Below are 15,949 nucleotides of genomic sequence, written 5' to 3' on the forward strand. Positions count from 1 at the left end.
CGCCCCGTCGTCGAGCGATGAACCGTGCCTACAGCGTGAGCGCCTTCTCGATCAGCTCGGTCTGCTGGCGGGCGCTGGCCTTGGTCGACCCGGCAGCCGGAGACGCGGACGCCGGGCGCGAAGCCACCGTGATGCGGCGGTCGAGGTGCTTCTGCAGCTCGAGCACGACGAACGGCCAGGCGCCCTGGTTCTCGGGCTCCTCTTGCGCCCAGAACAGCTCGGCCTCGGGGTACTGCGCCAGCACCTCGCGGATGCGGTCGAGGGCCAGCGGGTAGAGCTGCTCGAGTCGGACGAGCGCGACGTCGTTCTGCACGCCCCGCTTGTCGAGCTCGGCGGCGAGGTCGTAGTGGATCTTGCCGCTGTGCAGCACGACGCGCTTCGTCGTCGACGGGTCGGAGACACGGGTGCAGTCGAGCACGGGCTCGAAGCGGCCGGTCGTGAAGTCGTCGACGCCGCTGGTCGCACCGCGCAGTCGCAGCATGGCCTTCGGCGTGAAGACCACCAGCGGCCGGCGGGGGCGGGCGTAGGCCTGACGGCGCAGCAGGTGGAAGTACGACGCGGGGGTCGACGGCCGGGCGATCGTCATGTTGTCTTCGGCGCACAGCTGGAGGAAGCGCTCCATACGGGCCGACGAGTGGTCGGGGCCCTGGCCCTCGTAGCCGTGGGGCAGCAGGAGGACGACGCTCGAGCGCTGCCCCCACTTCTGCTCGGCGCTCGAGATGAACTCGTCGACGACCGTCTGGGCGCCGTTCGCGAAGTCGCCGAACTGCGCCTCCCACATGACGAGGGCGTCGGCGCGCTCGACCGAGTAGCCGTACTCGAAGGCCATCGCCGAGTACTCGCTGAGCAGCGAGTCGTAGATCCAGAGCTTGGCCTGATCGTCGGAGATGTACTGCAGGGGCAGCCACTCCTGGCCGTTCTCGCGGTCGTGCAGCACGGAGTGGCGCTGCACGAAGGTGCCGCGTCGGCTGTCTTGACCGGCGAGACGCACGGGCGTGCCCTCCGTGACGATCGAGCCCATCGCGAGCAGCTCGCCGAAGGCCCAGTCGATGTTGCCGTTGCGGCTCATGTCGACGCGCTTCTTCAGCAGCTGCTGGAGCTTCGGGTGCACGACGAAGCCCTCGGGCGGGTTGTCGTGCGCGTCGCCGATGCGGTGCAGCAGCTCGAGGGAGATCGCCGTCGACTCGGGCTCGCCGGCGCTGTCGTCGCGCTGGGTCGCCGGGCGCTCGAGGTCGGCGACGTCGTGCGCGTCGCCGGTGATGACGGGGATCGACCCGGTCTGGGCGGCGTGCGTCTCGGCGAAGGCCCGCTCGAGTCGATCCTGGAAGTCGCGGTGGGCGCCGTCGTACTCGTCTCGCGTGATGTCGCCTCGGCCGACGAGGGCCTCGGTGTACAGCGTGCGGACGCTGCGCTTCTCCTCGATGAGGTTGTACATCAGCGGCTGGGTCATCGAGGGGTCGTCGCCCTCGTTGTGGCCCCGGCGGCGGTAGCAGACGAGGTCGATCACGACGTCGCGCTTGAACTGCTGGCGGTAGGCGAAGGCGAGCTCGGCCACCCGCGCCACGGCCTCGGGGTCGTCGCCGTTCACGTGGAAGACGGGAGCCTGGATGGTCTTCGCCACGTCGGTCGAGTAGACCGACGACCGCGACTCGGACGGCGGGGTCGTGAAGCCCACCTGGTTGTTGATCACCAGGTGGATCGTGCCGCCGACGCGGTAGCCGCGCAGCTGCGACATCTGCAGCGTCTCGACGACGACGCCCTGCCCGGCCATGGCGGCGTCGCCGTGGATCAGGATGGGCAGCGTGCCGAAGACCCCGGAGGCGCCGCGGTCCTGTTTGGCGCGGACGATGCCCTCGAGCACGCCGTCGCCGGCCTCGAGGTGCGAGGGGTTCGCGGCGATGTAGACCGGGATGGTCTCGCCCGTCGCGCTCGTGAACTCGCCCTCGGTGCCGAGGTGGTACTTGACGTCGCCGGAGCCCTGGACGGTCTTCGGGTCCTGGGTGCCCTCGAACTCTCGGAAGATCTGACCGTAGGTCTTGCCGGCGATGTTGGTGAGGACGTTGAGACGACCGCGGTGGGCCATTCCGATGGCGACCTCGTCGAGGCCCTCGCGAGCGGCCTGCTGCAGCACCGTGTCGAGCAGGGAGATGGTCGACTCGCCGCCCTCGAGGCTGAAGCGCTTCTGCCCGACGTACTTCGTCTGCAGGAACGTCTCGAACGCCTCGGCCTCGTTGAGCTTGGCGAGGATGCGCATCTGCTCGTCGTGCGACGGCTTCACGTAGGGGACCTCGACGTGGTCCTGGACCCACTTGCGCTGCGCGGGGTCCTGGATGTGCATGTACTCGATGCCGATCGTGCGGCAGTACGAGTCGCGGAGGATGCCGAGGATGTCGCGGAGGAGGAGGTTCGTCGTGCCGCCGAGACCGCCGGTGACGAACTCGCGGTCGAGATCCCAGAAGGTGAGTCCGTGGCTCTCGATCGCGAGGTCGGGGTGCGTGCGCTGGCGGTACTCGAGCGGGTCGATGTCGGCCATCAGGTGACCTCTGACCCGGTAGCTGTTGATCAGCTCCTGCACGCGCGCCGTCTTGTTGATGCGCTCGGCGATGTTGACGTTGATGTCGGGGTTCCAGCGGATCGGCTCGTAGGGGATCCGCAGCGCCGCGAAGATGTCCTCGTAGAAGCCGCGCTGACCGATGAGCAGCTCGTGGACCTTCTTGAGGAACTCGCCGGAGCCGGCCCCCTGGATGACGCGGTGGTCGTACGTGCTCGTCAGGGTGATGGTCTTGCCGATGCCGAGCTCGACCAGGGTCTTCGACGCCGACCCCTGGAACTCGGCCGGGTAGTCGAGCGCCCCGGCACCGATGATCGACCCGGCGCCCTTCATCAGGCGCGGCACGCTGTGGACGGTGCCGATGCCGCCCGGGTTGGTCAGCGAGATCGTGTTGCCCTGGAAGTCGGCGGCGGCGAGCTTGTTGTCGCGAGCCCGCTTGACGACGTCCTCGTAGGCCTGGAGGAACTCGCCGAAGTGCATCTCGTCGGCCTGCTTGATGCCGGGCACGAGCAGCGCCCTCGTGCCGTCGGGCTTCGGGATGTCGATCGCGAGACCGACGTTGATGTGCGGGGGAGTGACGATCGAGGGCTTGCCGTCGACCTCGTCGTAGAAGACGTTCTGGCTCGGGAACTCCTTCAGGGCCTGGACGAGGGCCCAGCCGATGAGGTGCGTGAACGAGATCTTGCCGCCGCGTGCCCGCTTGAGGTGGTTGTTGATGACGATCCGGTTGTCGATCATCAGCTTCGCCGGGATCGTCCGGACGCTGGTCGCGGTCGGGACGGAGAGGCTCGCGTCCATGTTCGTCGCCAGCGACTTGGCCATGCCGCGCAGCGGTGCGACCGTGTTCACGGGCTCGGGCGTCGGCTGCTCGGCGGTGGACTCGGCCCGTGCCGGATCCTTCTTCTTCTTCGGAGCCTCGGCCGGGATCGGCTTCTTGGCGGGCTCGACCGAGGTCGTTCGGGCCGCGACCGACTTCTTGGCCGGAGCGCCGTCGCTCGGGGCCTGGTCGGGAGCCGGGGCCGGCGCCGGGGCGGCGGCGTCCGTCTGCGGGGGAGCGGTGGTCCGCGTCGACTCGGACGAAGTCTCGGAGGGGCTGTACGCCTCGAGCACGGGCCACCACGATTCGTCGACCGAGTTCTTGTCGACCACCCACTGCTCGTAGAGCTCGTCGACCAACCACTCGTTGGCCCCGAACTCGGCCGCCGCGCCGTCGTCCGTCGTTCCCGTCACGTGGCTAGTCACTGCCGATCGCCCACTCTCCGTTGATTGTTGATCAGGTGGGGCCCCGAGGGGCCCGCCTCGACCCAGCTTAAACGCTTACCGCGCTCCGGGGCTCTCGGACTCACAGGGATTAACGTTGTCCGCATGAGGTTCTACGAGACGACGCCGACCCACGACCTGACCTACTCCGACGTGTTCCTGGTGCCCAGCCGCTCGTCGGTGACGAGTCGCCTCGACGTGTCGCTCGCCCCCGGCGACGGCACCGGCGCCACCATCCCGGTCGTCTCGGCGAACATGAACTCGGTCACCGGGCCCCGCCTGGCGGCCACGCTCGCCCGGCGGGGAGGTCTCGGGGTCCTCCCTCAGGACATGCCCCTCCAGCAGCTCGATGCCGCCATCCGCTGGGTCAAGAGCCAACCGGTCGAGTACGACACCCCCTACACGCTCGACGCCGGCCAGACGGTCGACGCCGCGCTGTCGACCGTCCCCGCCGTCGAGGGCCACGGCATCGTCCTGCACGACGCGGACGGCGCCTACCTCGGCTGCATCGCCGCCTCCCGCCTCGCGACGGCCCCCCGCGACGCCGTGCTCGGCGACCTCCTCCACGGCGCGCTGACCTCGCTCGACGCCGACGACGTCGAGGGTCCCCGCGCGGCGTTCGACCGCCTCGTCGCCGCCGACCTCGACTTCGCCCCGGTGCTCCGGCACGGCCGCGTCGTCGGAACCGTCAGCCGCAAGAGCGCCCTCCGCTCGACCCTCTACCAGCCCGCGCTCGACGCCGGTGGGCGGCTCCGCGTCGCGGCGGCCGTCGGCATCAACGGCGACGTGGCCGAGAAGGCCAAGGCGCTCGCCGCGGCCGGCGTCGACGTGCTCGTCATCGACACCGCGCACGGCGACCAGGACGGCATGGTCAAGGCCATCGCTGCCGTCTCGGCGCTCGGGCTCGGCCTCCCCATCGTGGCCGGCAACGTGGTCACCGAGCAGGCCGTCCATCACCTGGTCGGCGCCGGGGCGACCATCGTCAAGGTGGGCGTCGGTCCCGGCGCGATGTGCACCACCCGCATGATGACCGCGGTCGGGCGGCCCCAGTTCTCGGCGGTGCTCGAGACGGCGGCCGCCGCGAAGGCCCTCGGAGCCCACGTCTGGGCCGACGGCGGCGTCCGCTACCCCCGCGACGTCGCGCTGGCGCTCGCCGCCGGAGCAGCCTCGGTGATGATCGGCTCGTGGTTCGCAGGCACGATCGAGGCCCCCGGCGATCTGGCGAGCGACGAGCGCGGCCTCTACAAGGAGAGCTGGGGCATGGCCTCGACCAAGGCGGTGCAGGGTCGCTTCGAACGACTCGACCCCTACGAGCTGGCTCGCAAGACCCTGTTCGCCGAGGGGATCTCGTCGTCGAAGATCTACCTCGACCCGCTGCGCCCCGGGGTCGAGGACCTCCTCGACATGATCACGTCGGGCGTCCGCAGCTCGTTCACCTACGCCGGGGCCCGTTCGGTGCCCGAGTTCGCGGAACGCGCCCTCGTCGGCGTGCAGTCCGCCGCAGGCTACGAGGAGGGGAAGGCCCTGCCGGTCGGCTGGTGAGAAGAGGCCCCGAGGGGCGCGCGAGTGCCGTAAGCTCTTCCGTCTATGGACGACCCTCCGTCTCCGACGCCGATCGCGTCGACGACCCCCCTCCCGCACCGTTCCGAGCGAGGTGACCGTTCGTCGTGAACGAGTGGATCCTCCTCGGCTTCGGCCTCCTCCTCACCATCGGCACCGGGCTGTTCGTCGCGAGCGAGTTCTCGCTCGTCAACCTCGACCGGTCCGAGCTCGAATCCCGACAAGGCAAGGGCGAGAAGGGGCTCACGACCACCATCGGGGCCCTGCGCATCACCTCGACGCACCTGTCGAGCGCGCAGCTCGGCATCACGCTGACGACGCTGCTCACCGGTTACACGATGGAGCCGGCGATCTCGCGACTGATCTCGCCTCCGCTTGTGGGCGCGGGCGTCCCCGAGGCCGCCGTGACGATCGCGGCGCCGATCGTGTCGATCGTGGTCGCGACCCTGCTCTCGATGATCATCGGCGAGCTCGTGCCCAAGAACTTCGCCCTGGCCCTCCCGCTCAAGACGGCGAAGCTCGTCATGCCGTTCCAGGTCGGGTTCACCACGGTGTTCAAGCCCGCCGTCGCGCTGCTCAACAACACCGCGAACGGCATCCTCCGCGCGATCGGCGTCGAACCCAAGGAGGAGCTCTCCGGTGCACGGACGGCCGAAGAGCTCTCGTCGCTCGTGCGTCGATCGGCGACCGAGGGCAGCCTCGAGGCCGACACCGCGACGCTGCTCTCTCGCACGCTGGCCTTCAGCGATCACACCGCCTCCGACGTGATGACCCCGCGACCCCGGCTGTCGTCGGTCGCGCGCACCGACAGCGCCGAGACGGTTCTGCAGCTGGCCCGACGGACGGGCTACTCGAGATTCCCGGTGACCGACGACGGCATCGACGACGTCGTGGGTCTCGTGCACGTCAAGCAGGCCGTGTCTGTCCCTCGTGAGCGTCGCGCCGACGTGCCCGTCTCGGCCCTGCAGACCGACGCCGTGCGAGTGCCCGAGACCATGACCCTCGACAACCTGCTGACCGAGGTCAGGGGCAGGGGCTACCAGATGGCGGTCGTCGTCGACGAGTACGGCGGCACCGCCGGGGTCGTCACCCTCGAGGACCTCATCGAAGAACTGGTCGGGGAGGTGTCGGACGAGCACGACCGCAGCCGCGTCGACGTCGTCCGATCACGCAACTGGCTGACCTTCCCGGGTCTGCTCCGCCCCGACGAGCTGCTCGAGCGCGCCTCCGTCAAGGTGCCGGAGGACGGCCCGTACGAGACCGTCGGAGGATGGCTGATGAGCGAGCTCGGACACCTGCCCTCGGCGGGCGACGTCGTCGAGACCGAGGCCGGCGCGTTCCGCGTCGAGCGGCTCGACGGGCGTCGGATCGATCGGATCCGCTTCACGCCCGCCACGGACGACGACCCGGCCGACGGGTCGGGTGCGGTGCCGGTCGACCCGACCCGCGCCTCCTCGGCCACCGCTGCGGCGACCCCTCGCGGGTCTTCCGCCGACCGGAAGGCCGTCCGATGAGCGGCGACTGGTTGGGCATCGTCTGGCTCGTGCTGCTGCTGATGGGCAACGCGTTCTTCGTCGGGGCCGAGTTCGCCGTCATCTCGGCCAGACGGTCGCAGATCGAGCCCCTGGCCGAGGCTGGCAGCCGCGCCGCGCGCACGACCCTCTGGGCGATGGAGCATGCAACGATGATGCTCGCGACGACGCAGCTGGGCATCACCATCTGCTCGCTGCTCATCCTGAACGTGTCCGAGCCGTCGATCCACCACCTCCTGGAGGGGCCGCTCGGTCTGACCGGATTGAGCCCCGAGCTCGTGAGCGTCGTGGGCTTCGTCATCACATTGGTGCTCGTGTCGTTCCTGCACGTGGTGTTCGGCGAGATGGTGCCGAAGAACATCTCGTTCTCGCTGCCCGACCGCGCAGCGCTGATGCTCGCGCCGCCGCTCGTCGCCATCGCGCGCGTGCTGCACGTGGTGGTCGTCTCGCTGAACTGGTCGGCGAACACGGTGCTGCGGGCGTTCAAGGTCGAACCGAAAGACGAAGCGGCCAGCGCCTTCACCGTCGACGAGGTCGCCAACATCGTCGCGCAGTCACGCCGGGAGGGCACCCTGACCGACGCCAGCGGCACCGTCCAGGCGGCGTTCGAGTTCACCGAGAAGAAGGTGTCCGACGTGGCGGTCCCCATGCCGGGCCTCGTCACCCTGCCCGAAGACGCGACGCCGTCGGACGTCGAGCGGGCCGTCGCGCAGAACGGCTTCTCGCGCTATGTGCTGGTCGACGACCAGGGCGACCCGACGGGCTACCTGCACCTCAAAGACGTGCTCGACCTCGACGACGACGAGTTCGGCGACCCTGTGCCGCCGAAGCGGATCAGACAGCTCATCTCGATCTACCGGGGCACCGACTTGGAGGACGCCCTGGCGACCATGCGCCGCAGCGGCGTGCACGTCGCGCGGTCGTTCGACGAGTACGGCACGACCGAGGGGGTGCTCTTCCTGGAGGACATCCTGGAGGAGCTCATCGGCGAGGTTCAGGACGCCACGCGACGCGGTCGCTGACCGCGCCGCGGCGTCCGTGTGACGCGAAAGGGGCCCTCGGCATGGCCGAGGGCACCTTCTGCGTCACCTCGATGGGCGGGGTTGCTGGCGGCGGCGTCGAGGTGACGCGAAAGGGGCTCTCGGGGTGAGCGAAGGCCCCGTTCGCGTCACCTCGATGGCGGCGGGCGGCGGGCGGCGGCCGGCGCGCGGTGGGTCAGCGCGCGCGGAAGGGTGCGCGCTGGTACTGCGCCGGCACGTAGTCGAGCTCGACCCCGAGCTCGGCGGCGGCCCGCAACGGGAAGTGCGGGTCGCGGAGGAACTCGCGCGCCATCAGCACCACGTCGGCCCGACCGCTCGCGACGATCTCGTCGGCCTGCTCGGCCCCGACGATGAGGCCGACCGCGCCGGTCTCGACCTCGGCCTGCGTGCGCACGTGCTCGGCGAAGCGCACCTGGTAGCCGAGGCCGACCGGGATGCTGACCCCGGCGACCAGGCCGCCGGTCGAGATGTCGAACAGGTCGGCACCCGCCTCGCGCGACCACGCGGCCACGGTCGCGGTGTCGTCTTCGTCCCAGCCGCCCTCGGCCCAGTCCGTGGCGCTGAAGCGCACGAGCAGCGGGTAGTCGTCGCCGACCTCGGCGCGCACGGCCCGGACGACCTCGAGCAGGAGGCGCGCCCGGTTCTCGAGGGAGCCCCCGTACTCGTCGGTGCGCTCGTTGCTGAGCGGCGAGAGGAACTGGTGCAGCAGGTAGCCGTGGGCGGCGTGCAGCTCGATCAGCTCGAAGCCGGCGTCGACCGAGCGGCGAGCGGCGACACGGAACGCCTCGACCAGACCGCCGACCTCGGCGGCGGTCAGGGCCACAGGCTCGTCGTAGCCCTCGAAGGCGACGGCGGACGGTGCGACCGTCTGCCAGCCGCCCCGGTCGGCCGCCACGGTGCCCTGCTCGGCGCTCCACGGGCGGAACGTCGACGCCTTGCGACCGGCGTGCGCCAGCTGGACGCCGGGCACGGATCCCTGCGACCGGATGAACGCCGTGATCGGGCGGAACGCCTCGAGCTGCTCGTCGTTCCACAGACCGAGATCCTGGGGCGAGATGCGGCCCTCGGGGGTGACCGACGTGGCCTCCGCGATCACCGCACCCGCGCCTCCTCGGGCCAGCGCACCCAGGTGCACGAGGTGCCAGTCGGTCGGGACGCCGTCTTCGCGCTCGGCCGAGTACTGGCACATGGGCGCCACCCAGAGCCGGTTGCGGAATCTCTGACCGCGCAGCGTGATCGGATCGAAGAGTCCGAGGGGGCGGTCGCCGACCTCGTCGCCGTTCTGCACGGTCTTCTGCGCGGGGGTCTGCGGGGTGGTCGTGGGTGTCGCTGCCGTCTGAGTCACGAGTGGGGTCATCGCCTTTCGATGGTGGATCGTCGTCGGGGTGCAACGGTACGCGGGGGCGGGATGTTCCCTCGGGCGCGGTGCAGCGGGGAAGGGCGCGGCTGACCTCGGGTCGCGAGCGGACTCGCGGCGACCGACGCGCGGCGACTAGCGTCGACGGCATGACCGACTTCGTGCCGTGGACCCCCGCCGACGCCGCTGACTGGATCGCCGTGCCCGCGGCCGACGACGACAAGTACAGCCGCGGTGTGCTCGGCGTCGTCACCGGCTCGAGCGCGTACCCCGGCGCCGCCGTGCTGGGCGTCGAGGCGGCGCTGCACACGGGGCTCGGAATGCTCCGCTACCTGGGCCCGGCGCGCGCGTCGGACTTCGTGCTCCATCGCCGACCCGAGGCCGTCACCAGCCCGGGGCGGGTCCAGGCCTGGCTGCTCGGCTCGGGTGTCGACCCCGACCACCTCGACGACGAGACCCGCGAGGGGTTCGCGACCGGCGCCTCCTCGGGGCTGCCGCTCGTGCTCGACGCCGGTGCCCTCTCGCTGCGCGACGAGGCCATCGGGCCCATGGTGCTGACACCGCACTTCAGAGAGCTGGCGCGGGCGTCGGGTCGCGAGGTCGCCGACGTGGCCGCCGACCCGGGCGACGCGGCGAGGCGCGCGGCGGCGGAGTGGGGCTGCACCGTGCTGGTCAAGGGGCACCGGACCCACGTGGCCTCGCCCGAGGGCACGCTGCTGGTCGCCGAGAGCGCGCCGACGTGGCTGGCGACGGCCGGTGCGGGCGACGCGCTCGGCGGAGTGCTGGGCGCCCTCGTCGCGACGCACGCCGACGAGATCGCCTCCGACGACGAGGCCCTCGCGCGGTTGGCCGCCACGGCGGCGGTCGTCCACGGTCTGGCGGCGGAGCGGGCGAGCGGCGGCGGACCGATCACCGTGCTGGGCCTGATCGACGAACTGCCCGCCACGATCGCGTCGATCGTGGCGGGCAGAGGGCGCGAAGCCTAGGAGGCGGGGGTCGCCGCCACGAGGAACTCGACGGTGCCCTGGTCTTCGACCTCGACGAAGCCGAGGCTCGGCGCGGTCACGCCGTAGTCGGAGAACGTGACCGGGATCGAGCCGCTGACCTGGACGCCGTCGCCGGAGAGCGCGGCCTGGAGCGGCACCTCCACGGTCTGCGTGACGCCGTGCATCGTCAGCTCGCCGGTGGCCTGGACCGTCGCGACCTGGCCGTCGGACGGCACCGCGGCGTCGATCGGGTCGGTCAGGGTGAAGGCGGCGGTCGGGTAGGTGCCGACCTCCATCGCGTCGTCACGGAAGTACCCGTCGCGGTTGCCGCTGTCGGTGGCGATGCTCGCCACGTCGACGGTGATGTCGGCCGCCGTGACGGTGGTGCCGTCGACGGTCACGGTGCCCGAGACCTGATCGGTGGTGCCGACCACGGTGACGTCGGTGCCGTTCAGCACCTCGTCGACGCGGTAGCCGGCCGAGCTGCCGTCGCCCACCGACCAGTCGCCGGTGAGCTGGCTCTGATCGACCGTGCTGGCGCCGGGGGTGAGTGACACGGTGGGCGCGGCGTCGGGCTCGCCGACGATGACGTCGCGGTAGAAGGCGGGGCCGGCGACGGCCGCCGTGACTCCGACGCCGACGACGAGGACCGCCGCCACTCCGATGATGATTCCGGTCTTCTTCTTCATGGTTCGTGTCTCCTGGGTCGGCTCGGGTTGGGCGTGACCACGCCGCGGGGTCGGCTCGGATGCCATGGGCCGGAACGGCTTGGTGGAGATGATGGCGGGTGAGTCTATGGGGTGGCTGGAATCAGCTGGGAGTCACCCGTCAGGCGGTGAAGCGGGTGAGGAACTCTCTCGCCCGCGCGGTTCGCGGCGCCGTGAAGACCTGCTCGGGCGGGCCCTGCTCGGCGACGCGACCGGCGTCGAGGAACACGACCCGGTCGGCGACGTCGCGCGCGAAGGCCATCTCGTGGGTCGCCATGACGATGGTCGTGCCGACCTCTTTCAGGGTGCGGACCAGATCGAGCACCTCGCCGACCAGCTCGGGGTCGAGAGCGCTCGTGATCTCGTCGAGCAGCAGCAGGGTCGGACGCGGGGCGAGGGCCCGGGCGATCGCGACGCGCTGCTGCTGGCCGCCCGAGAGACGGTCGGGGTAGGCGCCCGCCTTGTCGCCGAGACCGACGCGTTCGAGCAGCTCGCGGGCCCGTGCGTGGGCCTCGGCCTTCGGACGCCGCAGCACGTGGCGACTGGCCAGCGAGACGTTCTCGAGCACGGTGAGGTGCGGGAACAGGTTGAAGTGCTGGAAGACCACGCCGATCCGCGCGCGCACCGCGTCGGCCTTGACCCGGGGGTCGCTGATGTCGTCGCCGCCGAGCACGATGCGCCCGTCGTCGATCGGCTCGAGGAGGTTGATCGTGCGAAGCAGCGTCGACTTGCCCGAGCCGCTCGCCCCGATCAGCGCGACGACCTCGTCTCGGGCGACCTCGAGGTCGATGCCGTCGAGCACCGTCGTGGCGCCGAACGACTTGCGGACGCCCTCGAGACGGAGGACGACCTCGGGGCCGGGGCCGGGGCCGGCGTCGCCTGTGATGCGTGACCCGGTCATACGACGCTCCCTGCCTGTTCGCGACGACGGAGGCGCGCCGACAGCCAGTCCGTCAGCCACAGTGTCGGCAGGGCCAGCACGACGAACAGCAGCCCTGCGAGCACGTACGGCGTGAAGTTCGCGGCGGTCGCCGTCTCGATCTGGGCCGCGCGCACCGCGTCGACCGCCCCGAGCACGGAGATCAGCCCGACGTCTTTCTGCATCGAGACGAAGTCGTTCATGAGCGCCGGCGTCACCTTGCGGATCGCCTGGGGGAAGACCACCAGACGGAGGGTCTTGGCGTGACCGAGACCGAGCGACCGCGCGGCCAGCCGCTGCGAGGGGTGCACGGCGTCGATGCCGGCCCGCACCACCTCGGAGACGTAGGCCGAGTAGGTGAGGATGAGCGCGATCGTGCCCCAGAACTCGGCCGGGAGGCGCGGGATGCCGAGCCCGAGACCCGGCAGACCGAAGCCCACGAGGTACAGGACGATGATGAGCGGCAGCCCACGGAAGAGGTCGGTGTAGCCCCGGACGAGCGCGCGGACGGGGAAGAACACGGGGCCCCGGAGGGTGCGGAGGGCGGACAGCAGCGTCGCGAGCAGCGCCACGCCGATCGCCGCCACCACGAGCACCCTGATGTTCAGCCAGAGGCCCTCGACCACGCGAGGCCAGGCGGCGATCAGGGTGGGGCCGTCGAAGAAGCTGAATTTCACGCGCTCCCAGCCCGGGGTGCTGGTGACCGCCCACCAGGCGAGGGCCGCGAAGACGATCGTGCTGACCACGGCGACGAGCACCGAGCGGACCGACTGGCGACGGCGATAGGCCCGTCGCCCCAGTTCGAGATCGCTGATCGGGGCGGACCCCGGGGCGATCGCGGTGGGCGCTACGAGAGGTCCGAGACGTCGTAGTCGGCGAGCCACTGCTGCTGCAGCTCGGCCAGCGTGCCGTCGTCGCGCAGATCGTCGACGGCCTGCGTGACCTCGTCGGTGAGGGCGCTGTCGAGCGGCAGGACGATGCCGAGCTGGTCGCTGGCGCCGTCGACCGCGGCCAGCTGACCGAGGACGACACCGCCCTCGACGAAGTAGGTCGCCGTCGGGACGTCGAGCACGATCGCATCGACCTGCCCCGACTCGAGGGCGGCCTTGGCGTCGTCGTTCGAGTTGTAGGCCTGCACGCCGCCGTCGGGATCGATGACCGACTCGGCCGCGGTGAAGCTCGTCGTACCGCTCTGAGCCCCGATGTCGAGCCCTGCGAGGTCGGCGACGCTGGTGGCGCCCTCGGCGGCCGAGCCCGGCAGCGTCACGACGGCCTGGCGGGTCTCGTAGTAGGGCGACGAGAAGTCGACCGCCCTGGCCCGCTGATCGGTGATCGAGAACTGCTGCAGGTTCAGGTCGAAGGTCTTCGGGCCGGGGGCGATCGACTCGTCGAAGGTGGCTCGCACCCAGACTACGTCGTCGCGGTCGTAGCCGAGACGATCGGCGACGGCGTACGCGAGCGCGGACTCGTAGCCGTCGCCGGTGGTCGGGTCGTCGTCTTCGACCCAGGGGGAGTAGGCGGGCTCGCCGGTGGCGATCGTCAGCTCGCCCTCGGTGACGGCACCGACGCCGTCCGAGCCCTCGGAGTCGGACGTGGGCGCGCAGGCGGCCAGGACGCCGACCGAGAGGAGGGCGGCGGCGACGGACGCGACGAGTCGCGACGGTGTACGGGTCATGCCCCCGAGGATAACGGTGACCGACGACACCGCCGAGCTGTGCGGCGTCGTGTGACGCGCGGCGGCTAGCCTGACCGGATGACCGTCGCCGCGCCTCCTGAGATCCCCGGCGCGCGGACGACGACGGGGCGGATCGTTTCGACGCTGGCACAGCGGCGGGTGGTCCTCTGGACGGCCTTCGCGGTCGTGCACCTCGTGGTCGCCTGGGTCGCGCTGGCCGGCCCCGACCAGTCGCTCGGCGACGTCCGCACCGTCTACCGGTCGTGGATGGACGACTTCGTCTCGGGCGGCGACCGGGTCGGGATCGACGTCGCCTGGGTGTACCCGCTGCTGGCGGCCTTACCGATGCTCGTCGCGCGACTCGGCGGCTCGACCGACTACGCCACCGTGTGGCTGCTGGTCGTGATCGCCCTCGACGCGATCGCCTTCGCCGTCCTGCTGCGCCGGGCGACGCGGACGACGCCGGCGACGACGACCGCCGCCTGGTGGTGGCTGCTCTTCGTCGTCGCGCTCGGCCCGATCGCCTTCGGGCGCATCGACGCCGTCACCGTGGCCCTCGCCCTGATCGGTCTGCTGCTGGTGGCCGAGCGCCCCGTGGCGGCCTCGGTCGTGCTGACGATCGCCGCGTGGGTGAAGGTCTGGCCGGCCGCCCTGGTCGCCGCCGCCGTGCTGGCCTCCCGTCGCGGTATCTCGATCGTCGTCGCCGCTGCCGCGACGACGGTCGTGGTGGTCGCCGTCTCGCTGGCGCTCGGCAGCGGCTCCACCGTGCTCGGCTTCGTCGGTCAGCAGGCGGGCCGCGGGCTGCAGATCGAGTCGCCCGCGGCGACCCCCTGGCTGTGGCGCGCTGCGGCGGGGGTGGCCGGCACGGGCGTGTACTACGACCAGCAGATCCTCACCTTCCAGGTGCAGGGCGACGGGGTCGGTCTCGCGGCCAGGGCCGCCACGCTGGTCATGGCTCTGGTGGTGGGCGCCGTGGTGCTGCTCGGTCTGCGGGCGCGACTGGCGGGGGTCGCCGCGCCGCACCTCCTCGGTCCGCTCGCTCTCGCGCTGACGACGGTGCTGATCGTGACCAACAAGGTCGGTTCGCCGCAGTTCGTGTCGTGGTTGGCCGTGCCCGTCGTCGTGGGGCTCGTGACGTCGCGGGCCGGCGGGCCGTCGTTCCGACTCGCGGCGGGGCTGGCGGTCGGCATCGCCGCCCTGACCCAGCTGATCTACCCGTGGTTCTACGACGACCTGCTGCGGGTCGAGCCGTGGATGCTCGTCGTCATCACGCTGCGGAACCTCGGCGAGATCGCCCTGCTCGTCGTCGCGTGCGTCATGCTGTGGCGTCTCGGGGGAGTGCGCCGCGGCCCGGCCGCTGACAGGATGAGCGCATGATCGTCGCCTTCTCGCTCTCGCCCAGCGGCGGTGCCCCCGCCGGAGACCTCGACCCCGACGCCCACGGCGACTCCGTGCACGCCGCGGTGGCCGCCGCCGTGCGGGTCGTGCGGGATTCCGGGCTGCCGAACCGCACCTCCTCGATGTTCACTGAGATCGAGGGCGACTGGGACGAGGTCATGGCCGTCGTCAAGGAGGCCGCGGAGGCGGTGGGCGCGTTCGGCAGTCGGGTCTCGCTGGTGCTGAAGGCCGACATCCGCCCCGGGCGGACCGGCGAGCTCGACGGCAAGGTCGAGCGCCTCGAGCGGGCCCTCGAGGCCTGAACGACGCCTCGCAGTCGGCCCCGTGACGCGTCAGCGCGCGGGACGGCCTCGGAAGTCGGCCAGCGCCTCGGGCGTGTGCCGCTCGAGGTGGTCGAGCAGCTTCCGGTAGTTGTCGTCGCGCCGGTTGGCGATGAAGAGGCGTTTGCGGCGGGCGTCGCGGGCGTCGATGCCCGACCCGTCGATGGCGCCCGGGCTGAGCAGAGGGCGGTACGACGCGATGTCGCTCACCAGGACCCAGCGTGCCGGACGGAACCAGGACTGCACGAGGAGCCCTTCGTCGTGGACGTCGAGGCGCGTGCGCCGGATGCCGCGCCAGAGGAGGACCTCCATGGCCCCGAGGGCGCACAGTGCCCCGGCGATGGCCGAGCCCTCGGCGACGTCGGGCTCGTCGGTGAAGGGGACCTGCAGCGCCAGCACGAGACCGAAGAAGAACGAGGCCAGACCGACGACGGCGAACATGACCGACACGAGGCGCGGGGGGTGCGTGGTGAACAGCGGGGGGGAGTCTGGTGCCGCCGCTCGACGCGACCGGCTGAGGAGTGAGGCGGCGAGCGGCACGCCCACGGCGGCCAGGACCGAGACGGCGGTCACCACGAGCCCGAGGACGGTCCAGTCGATCATCCGGCGATGATACCGACCACTCTGTGGAGAGGATCGCGACA

At 71.2% G+C, this 15,949-nt stretch carries 13 protein-coding genes; 6 read left to right on the forward strand and 7 right to left on the reverse strand.

All coding sequences use genetic code 11. The features are described 5' to 3' along the window. Positions 1–28 precede the first annotated feature (28 nt). The gene (locus SOM11_RS12310; protein WP_320478196.1) at positions 29–3,793 is read right to left on the reverse strand and encodes a multifunctional oxoglutarate decarboxylase/oxoglutarate dehydrogenase thiamine pyrophosphate-binding subunit/dihydrolipoyllysine-residue succinyltransferase subunit; all 3,765 of its coding nucleotides are present in this window, start codon (positions 3,791–3,793) and stop codon (positions 29–31) included. A gap of 123 nt (positions 3,794–3,916) precedes the next feature. Here SOM11_RS12310 and SOM11_RS12315 point away from each other — a divergent pair, with 123 nt between their 5' ends. The 3 genes from SOM11_RS12315 to SOM11_RS12325 all read left to right on the forward strand — a co-directional run bounded on the left by SOM11_RS12315 (position 3,917) and on the right by SOM11_RS12325 (position 7,925). Next, positions 3,917–5,353, forward strand: coding sequence for a GuaB1 family IMP dehydrogenase-related protein (locus tag SOM11_RS12315; protein WP_192058237.1), 1,437 nt, complete (start codon positions 3,917–3,919; stop codon positions 5,351–5,353). A gap of 125 nt (positions 5,354–5,478) precedes the next feature. Continuing rightward, positions 5,479–6,885: a hemolysin family protein gene (locus tag SOM11_RS12320; RefSeq protein ID WP_320478197.1), complete on the forward strand. Its 1,407-nt coding sequence runs from the start codon at positions 5,479–5,481 to the stop codon at positions 6,883–6,885. After that, positions 6,882–7,925 (forward strand): hemolysin family protein, encoded by a 1,044-nt coding sequence (locus tag SOM11_RS12325; protein ID WP_192058233.1) that lies wholly within the window; start codon positions 6,882–6,884, stop codon positions 7,923–7,925. The genes SOM11_RS12320 and SOM11_RS12325 overlap by 4 nt, the downstream gene beginning before the upstream one ends. 193 nt (positions 7,926–8,118) lie before the next feature. Here the strand turns inward: SOM11_RS12325 and SOM11_RS12330 are convergent, their stop codons facing one another. Then, positions 8,119–9,300 carry an NADH:flavin oxidoreductase/NADH oxidase gene (locus SOM11_RS12330; RefSeq protein ID WP_320478198.1) on the reverse strand — a complete coding sequence of 394 codons (1,182 nt, stop codon included), beginning with the start codon at positions 9,298–9,300 and terminating at the stop codon, positions 8,119–8,121. 149 nt (positions 9,301–9,449) lie between these two features. On the opposite strand from SOM11_RS12330, the gene SOM11_RS12335 reads away from it, so the two are divergent. Further along, the gene (locus tag SOM11_RS12335) at positions 9,450–10,286 is read left to right on the forward strand and encodes an ADP/ATP-dependent (S)-NAD(P)H-hydrate dehydratase (protein ID WP_320478199.1); all 837 of its coding nucleotides are present in this window, start codon (positions 9,450–9,452) and stop codon (positions 10,284–10,286) included. Here the strand turns inward: SOM11_RS12335 and SOM11_RS12340 are convergent. The 4 genes from SOM11_RS12340 to SOM11_RS12355 all read right to left on the reverse strand — a co-directional run bounded on the left by SOM11_RS12340 (position 10,283) and on the right by SOM11_RS12355 (position 13,587). Beyond that, positions 10,283–10,975: a YceI family protein gene (locus SOM11_RS12340; protein WP_320478200.1), complete on the reverse strand. Its 693-nt coding sequence runs from the start codon at positions 10,973–10,975 to the stop codon at positions 10,283–10,285. The genes SOM11_RS12335 and SOM11_RS12340 overlap by 4 nt on opposite strands. A gap of 139 nt (positions 10,976–11,114) precedes the next feature. Continuing rightward, positions 11,115–11,894, reverse strand: a complete 780-nt coding sequence (locus SOM11_RS12345) for an amino acid ABC transporter ATP-binding protein (protein WP_243214260.1) — start codon at positions 11,892–11,894, stop codon at positions 11,115–11,117. Further along, complete coding sequence (locus SOM11_RS12350) at positions 11,891–12,670, reverse strand: amino acid ABC transporter permease (protein ID WP_243214259.1); 780 nt, start codon at positions 12,668–12,670, stop codon at positions 11,891–11,893. The genes SOM11_RS12345 and SOM11_RS12350 overlap by 4 nt, the downstream gene beginning before the upstream one ends. Positions 12,671–12,759: 89 nt before the next feature. Then, positions 12,760–13,587 carry an ABC transporter substrate-binding protein gene (locus tag SOM11_RS12355; RefSeq protein ID WP_320478201.1) on the reverse strand — a complete coding sequence of 276 codons (828 nt, stop codon included), beginning with the start codon at positions 13,585–13,587 and terminating at the stop codon, positions 12,760–12,762. A 78-nt stretch (positions 13,588–13,665) separates the two neighbouring features. Between SOM11_RS12355 and SOM11_RS12360 the strand changes: the two genes are divergently transcribed. Together SOM11_RS12360 and SOM11_RS12365 are read left to right on the forward strand one after the other, a co-directional pair. Continuing rightward, on the forward strand, positions 13,666–14,964 hold the full coding sequence (locus SOM11_RS12360; protein WP_320478202.1) for a glycosyltransferase 87 family protein: 1,299 nt from the start codon (positions 13,666–13,668) through the stop codon (positions 14,962–14,964). Continuing rightward, complete coding sequence (locus tag SOM11_RS12365; RefSeq protein ID WP_243214255.1) at positions 14,961–15,287, forward strand: thiamine-binding protein; 327 nt, start codon at positions 14,961–14,963, stop codon at positions 15,285–15,287. Before SOM11_RS12360 ends, SOM11_RS12365 begins: the two co-directional genes overlap by 4 nt. A 30-nt stretch (positions 15,288–15,317) precedes the next feature. On the opposite strand, the gene SOM11_RS12370 is transcribed toward SOM11_RS12365, so the two are convergent. Then, a complete protein-coding gene (locus tag SOM11_RS12370; protein WP_192058215.1) occupies positions 15,318–15,908 on the reverse strand; it encodes a hypothetical protein in 591 nt (196 codons plus the stop codon). Between the last annotated feature and the right edge of the window lie 41 nt (positions 15,909–15,949).

This window comes from Frigoribacterium sp. CFBP9029 (genome assembly GCF_034045305.1).
In the GTDB taxonomy this organism is placed as follows: Bacteria; Actinomycetota; Actinomycetes; order Actinomycetales; family Microbacteriaceae; genus Frigoribacterium.

Coding starts and splice junctions, on each gene's coding strand:
- SOM11_RS12315 (WP_192058237.1), top strand. CDS start 3,917: ATGAGGTTCTACGAGACGACGCCGACCCACGACCTGACCTACTCCGAC.
- SOM11_RS12325 (WP_192058233.1), top strand. CDS start 6,882: ATGAGCGGCGACTGGTTGGGCATCGTCTGGCTCGTGCTGCTGCTGATG.
- SOM11_RS12330 (WP_320478198.1), bottom strand. CDS start 9,300: ATGACCCCACTCGTGACTCAGACGGCAGCGACACCCACGACCACCCCG.
- SOM11_RS12335 (WP_320478199.1), top strand. CDS start 9,450: ATGACCGACTTCGTGCCGTGGACCCCCGCCGACGCCGCTGACTGGATC.
- SOM11_RS12340 (WP_320478200.1), bottom strand. CDS start 10,975: ATGAAGAAGAAGACCGGAATCATCATCGGAGTGGCGGCGGTCCTCGTC.
- SOM11_RS12345 (WP_243214260.1), bottom strand. CDS start 11,894: ATGACCGGGTCACGCATCACAGGCGACGCCGGCCCCGGCCCCGGCCCC.
- SOM11_RS12355 (WP_320478201.1), bottom strand. CDS start 13,587: ATGACCCGTACACCGTCGCGACTCGTCGCGTCCGTCGCCGCCGCCCTC.
- SOM11_RS12360 (WP_320478202.1), top strand. CDS start 13,666: ATGACCGTCGCCGCGCCTCCTGAGATCCCCGGCGCGCGGACGACGACG.
- SOM11_RS12365 (WP_243214255.1), top strand. CDS start 14,961: ATGATCGTCGCCTTCTCGCTCTCGCCCAGCGGCGGTGCCCCCGCCGGA.
- SOM11_RS12370 (WP_192058215.1), bottom strand. CDS start 15,908: ATGATCGACTGGACCGTCCTCGGGCTCGTGGTGACCGCCGTCTCGGTC.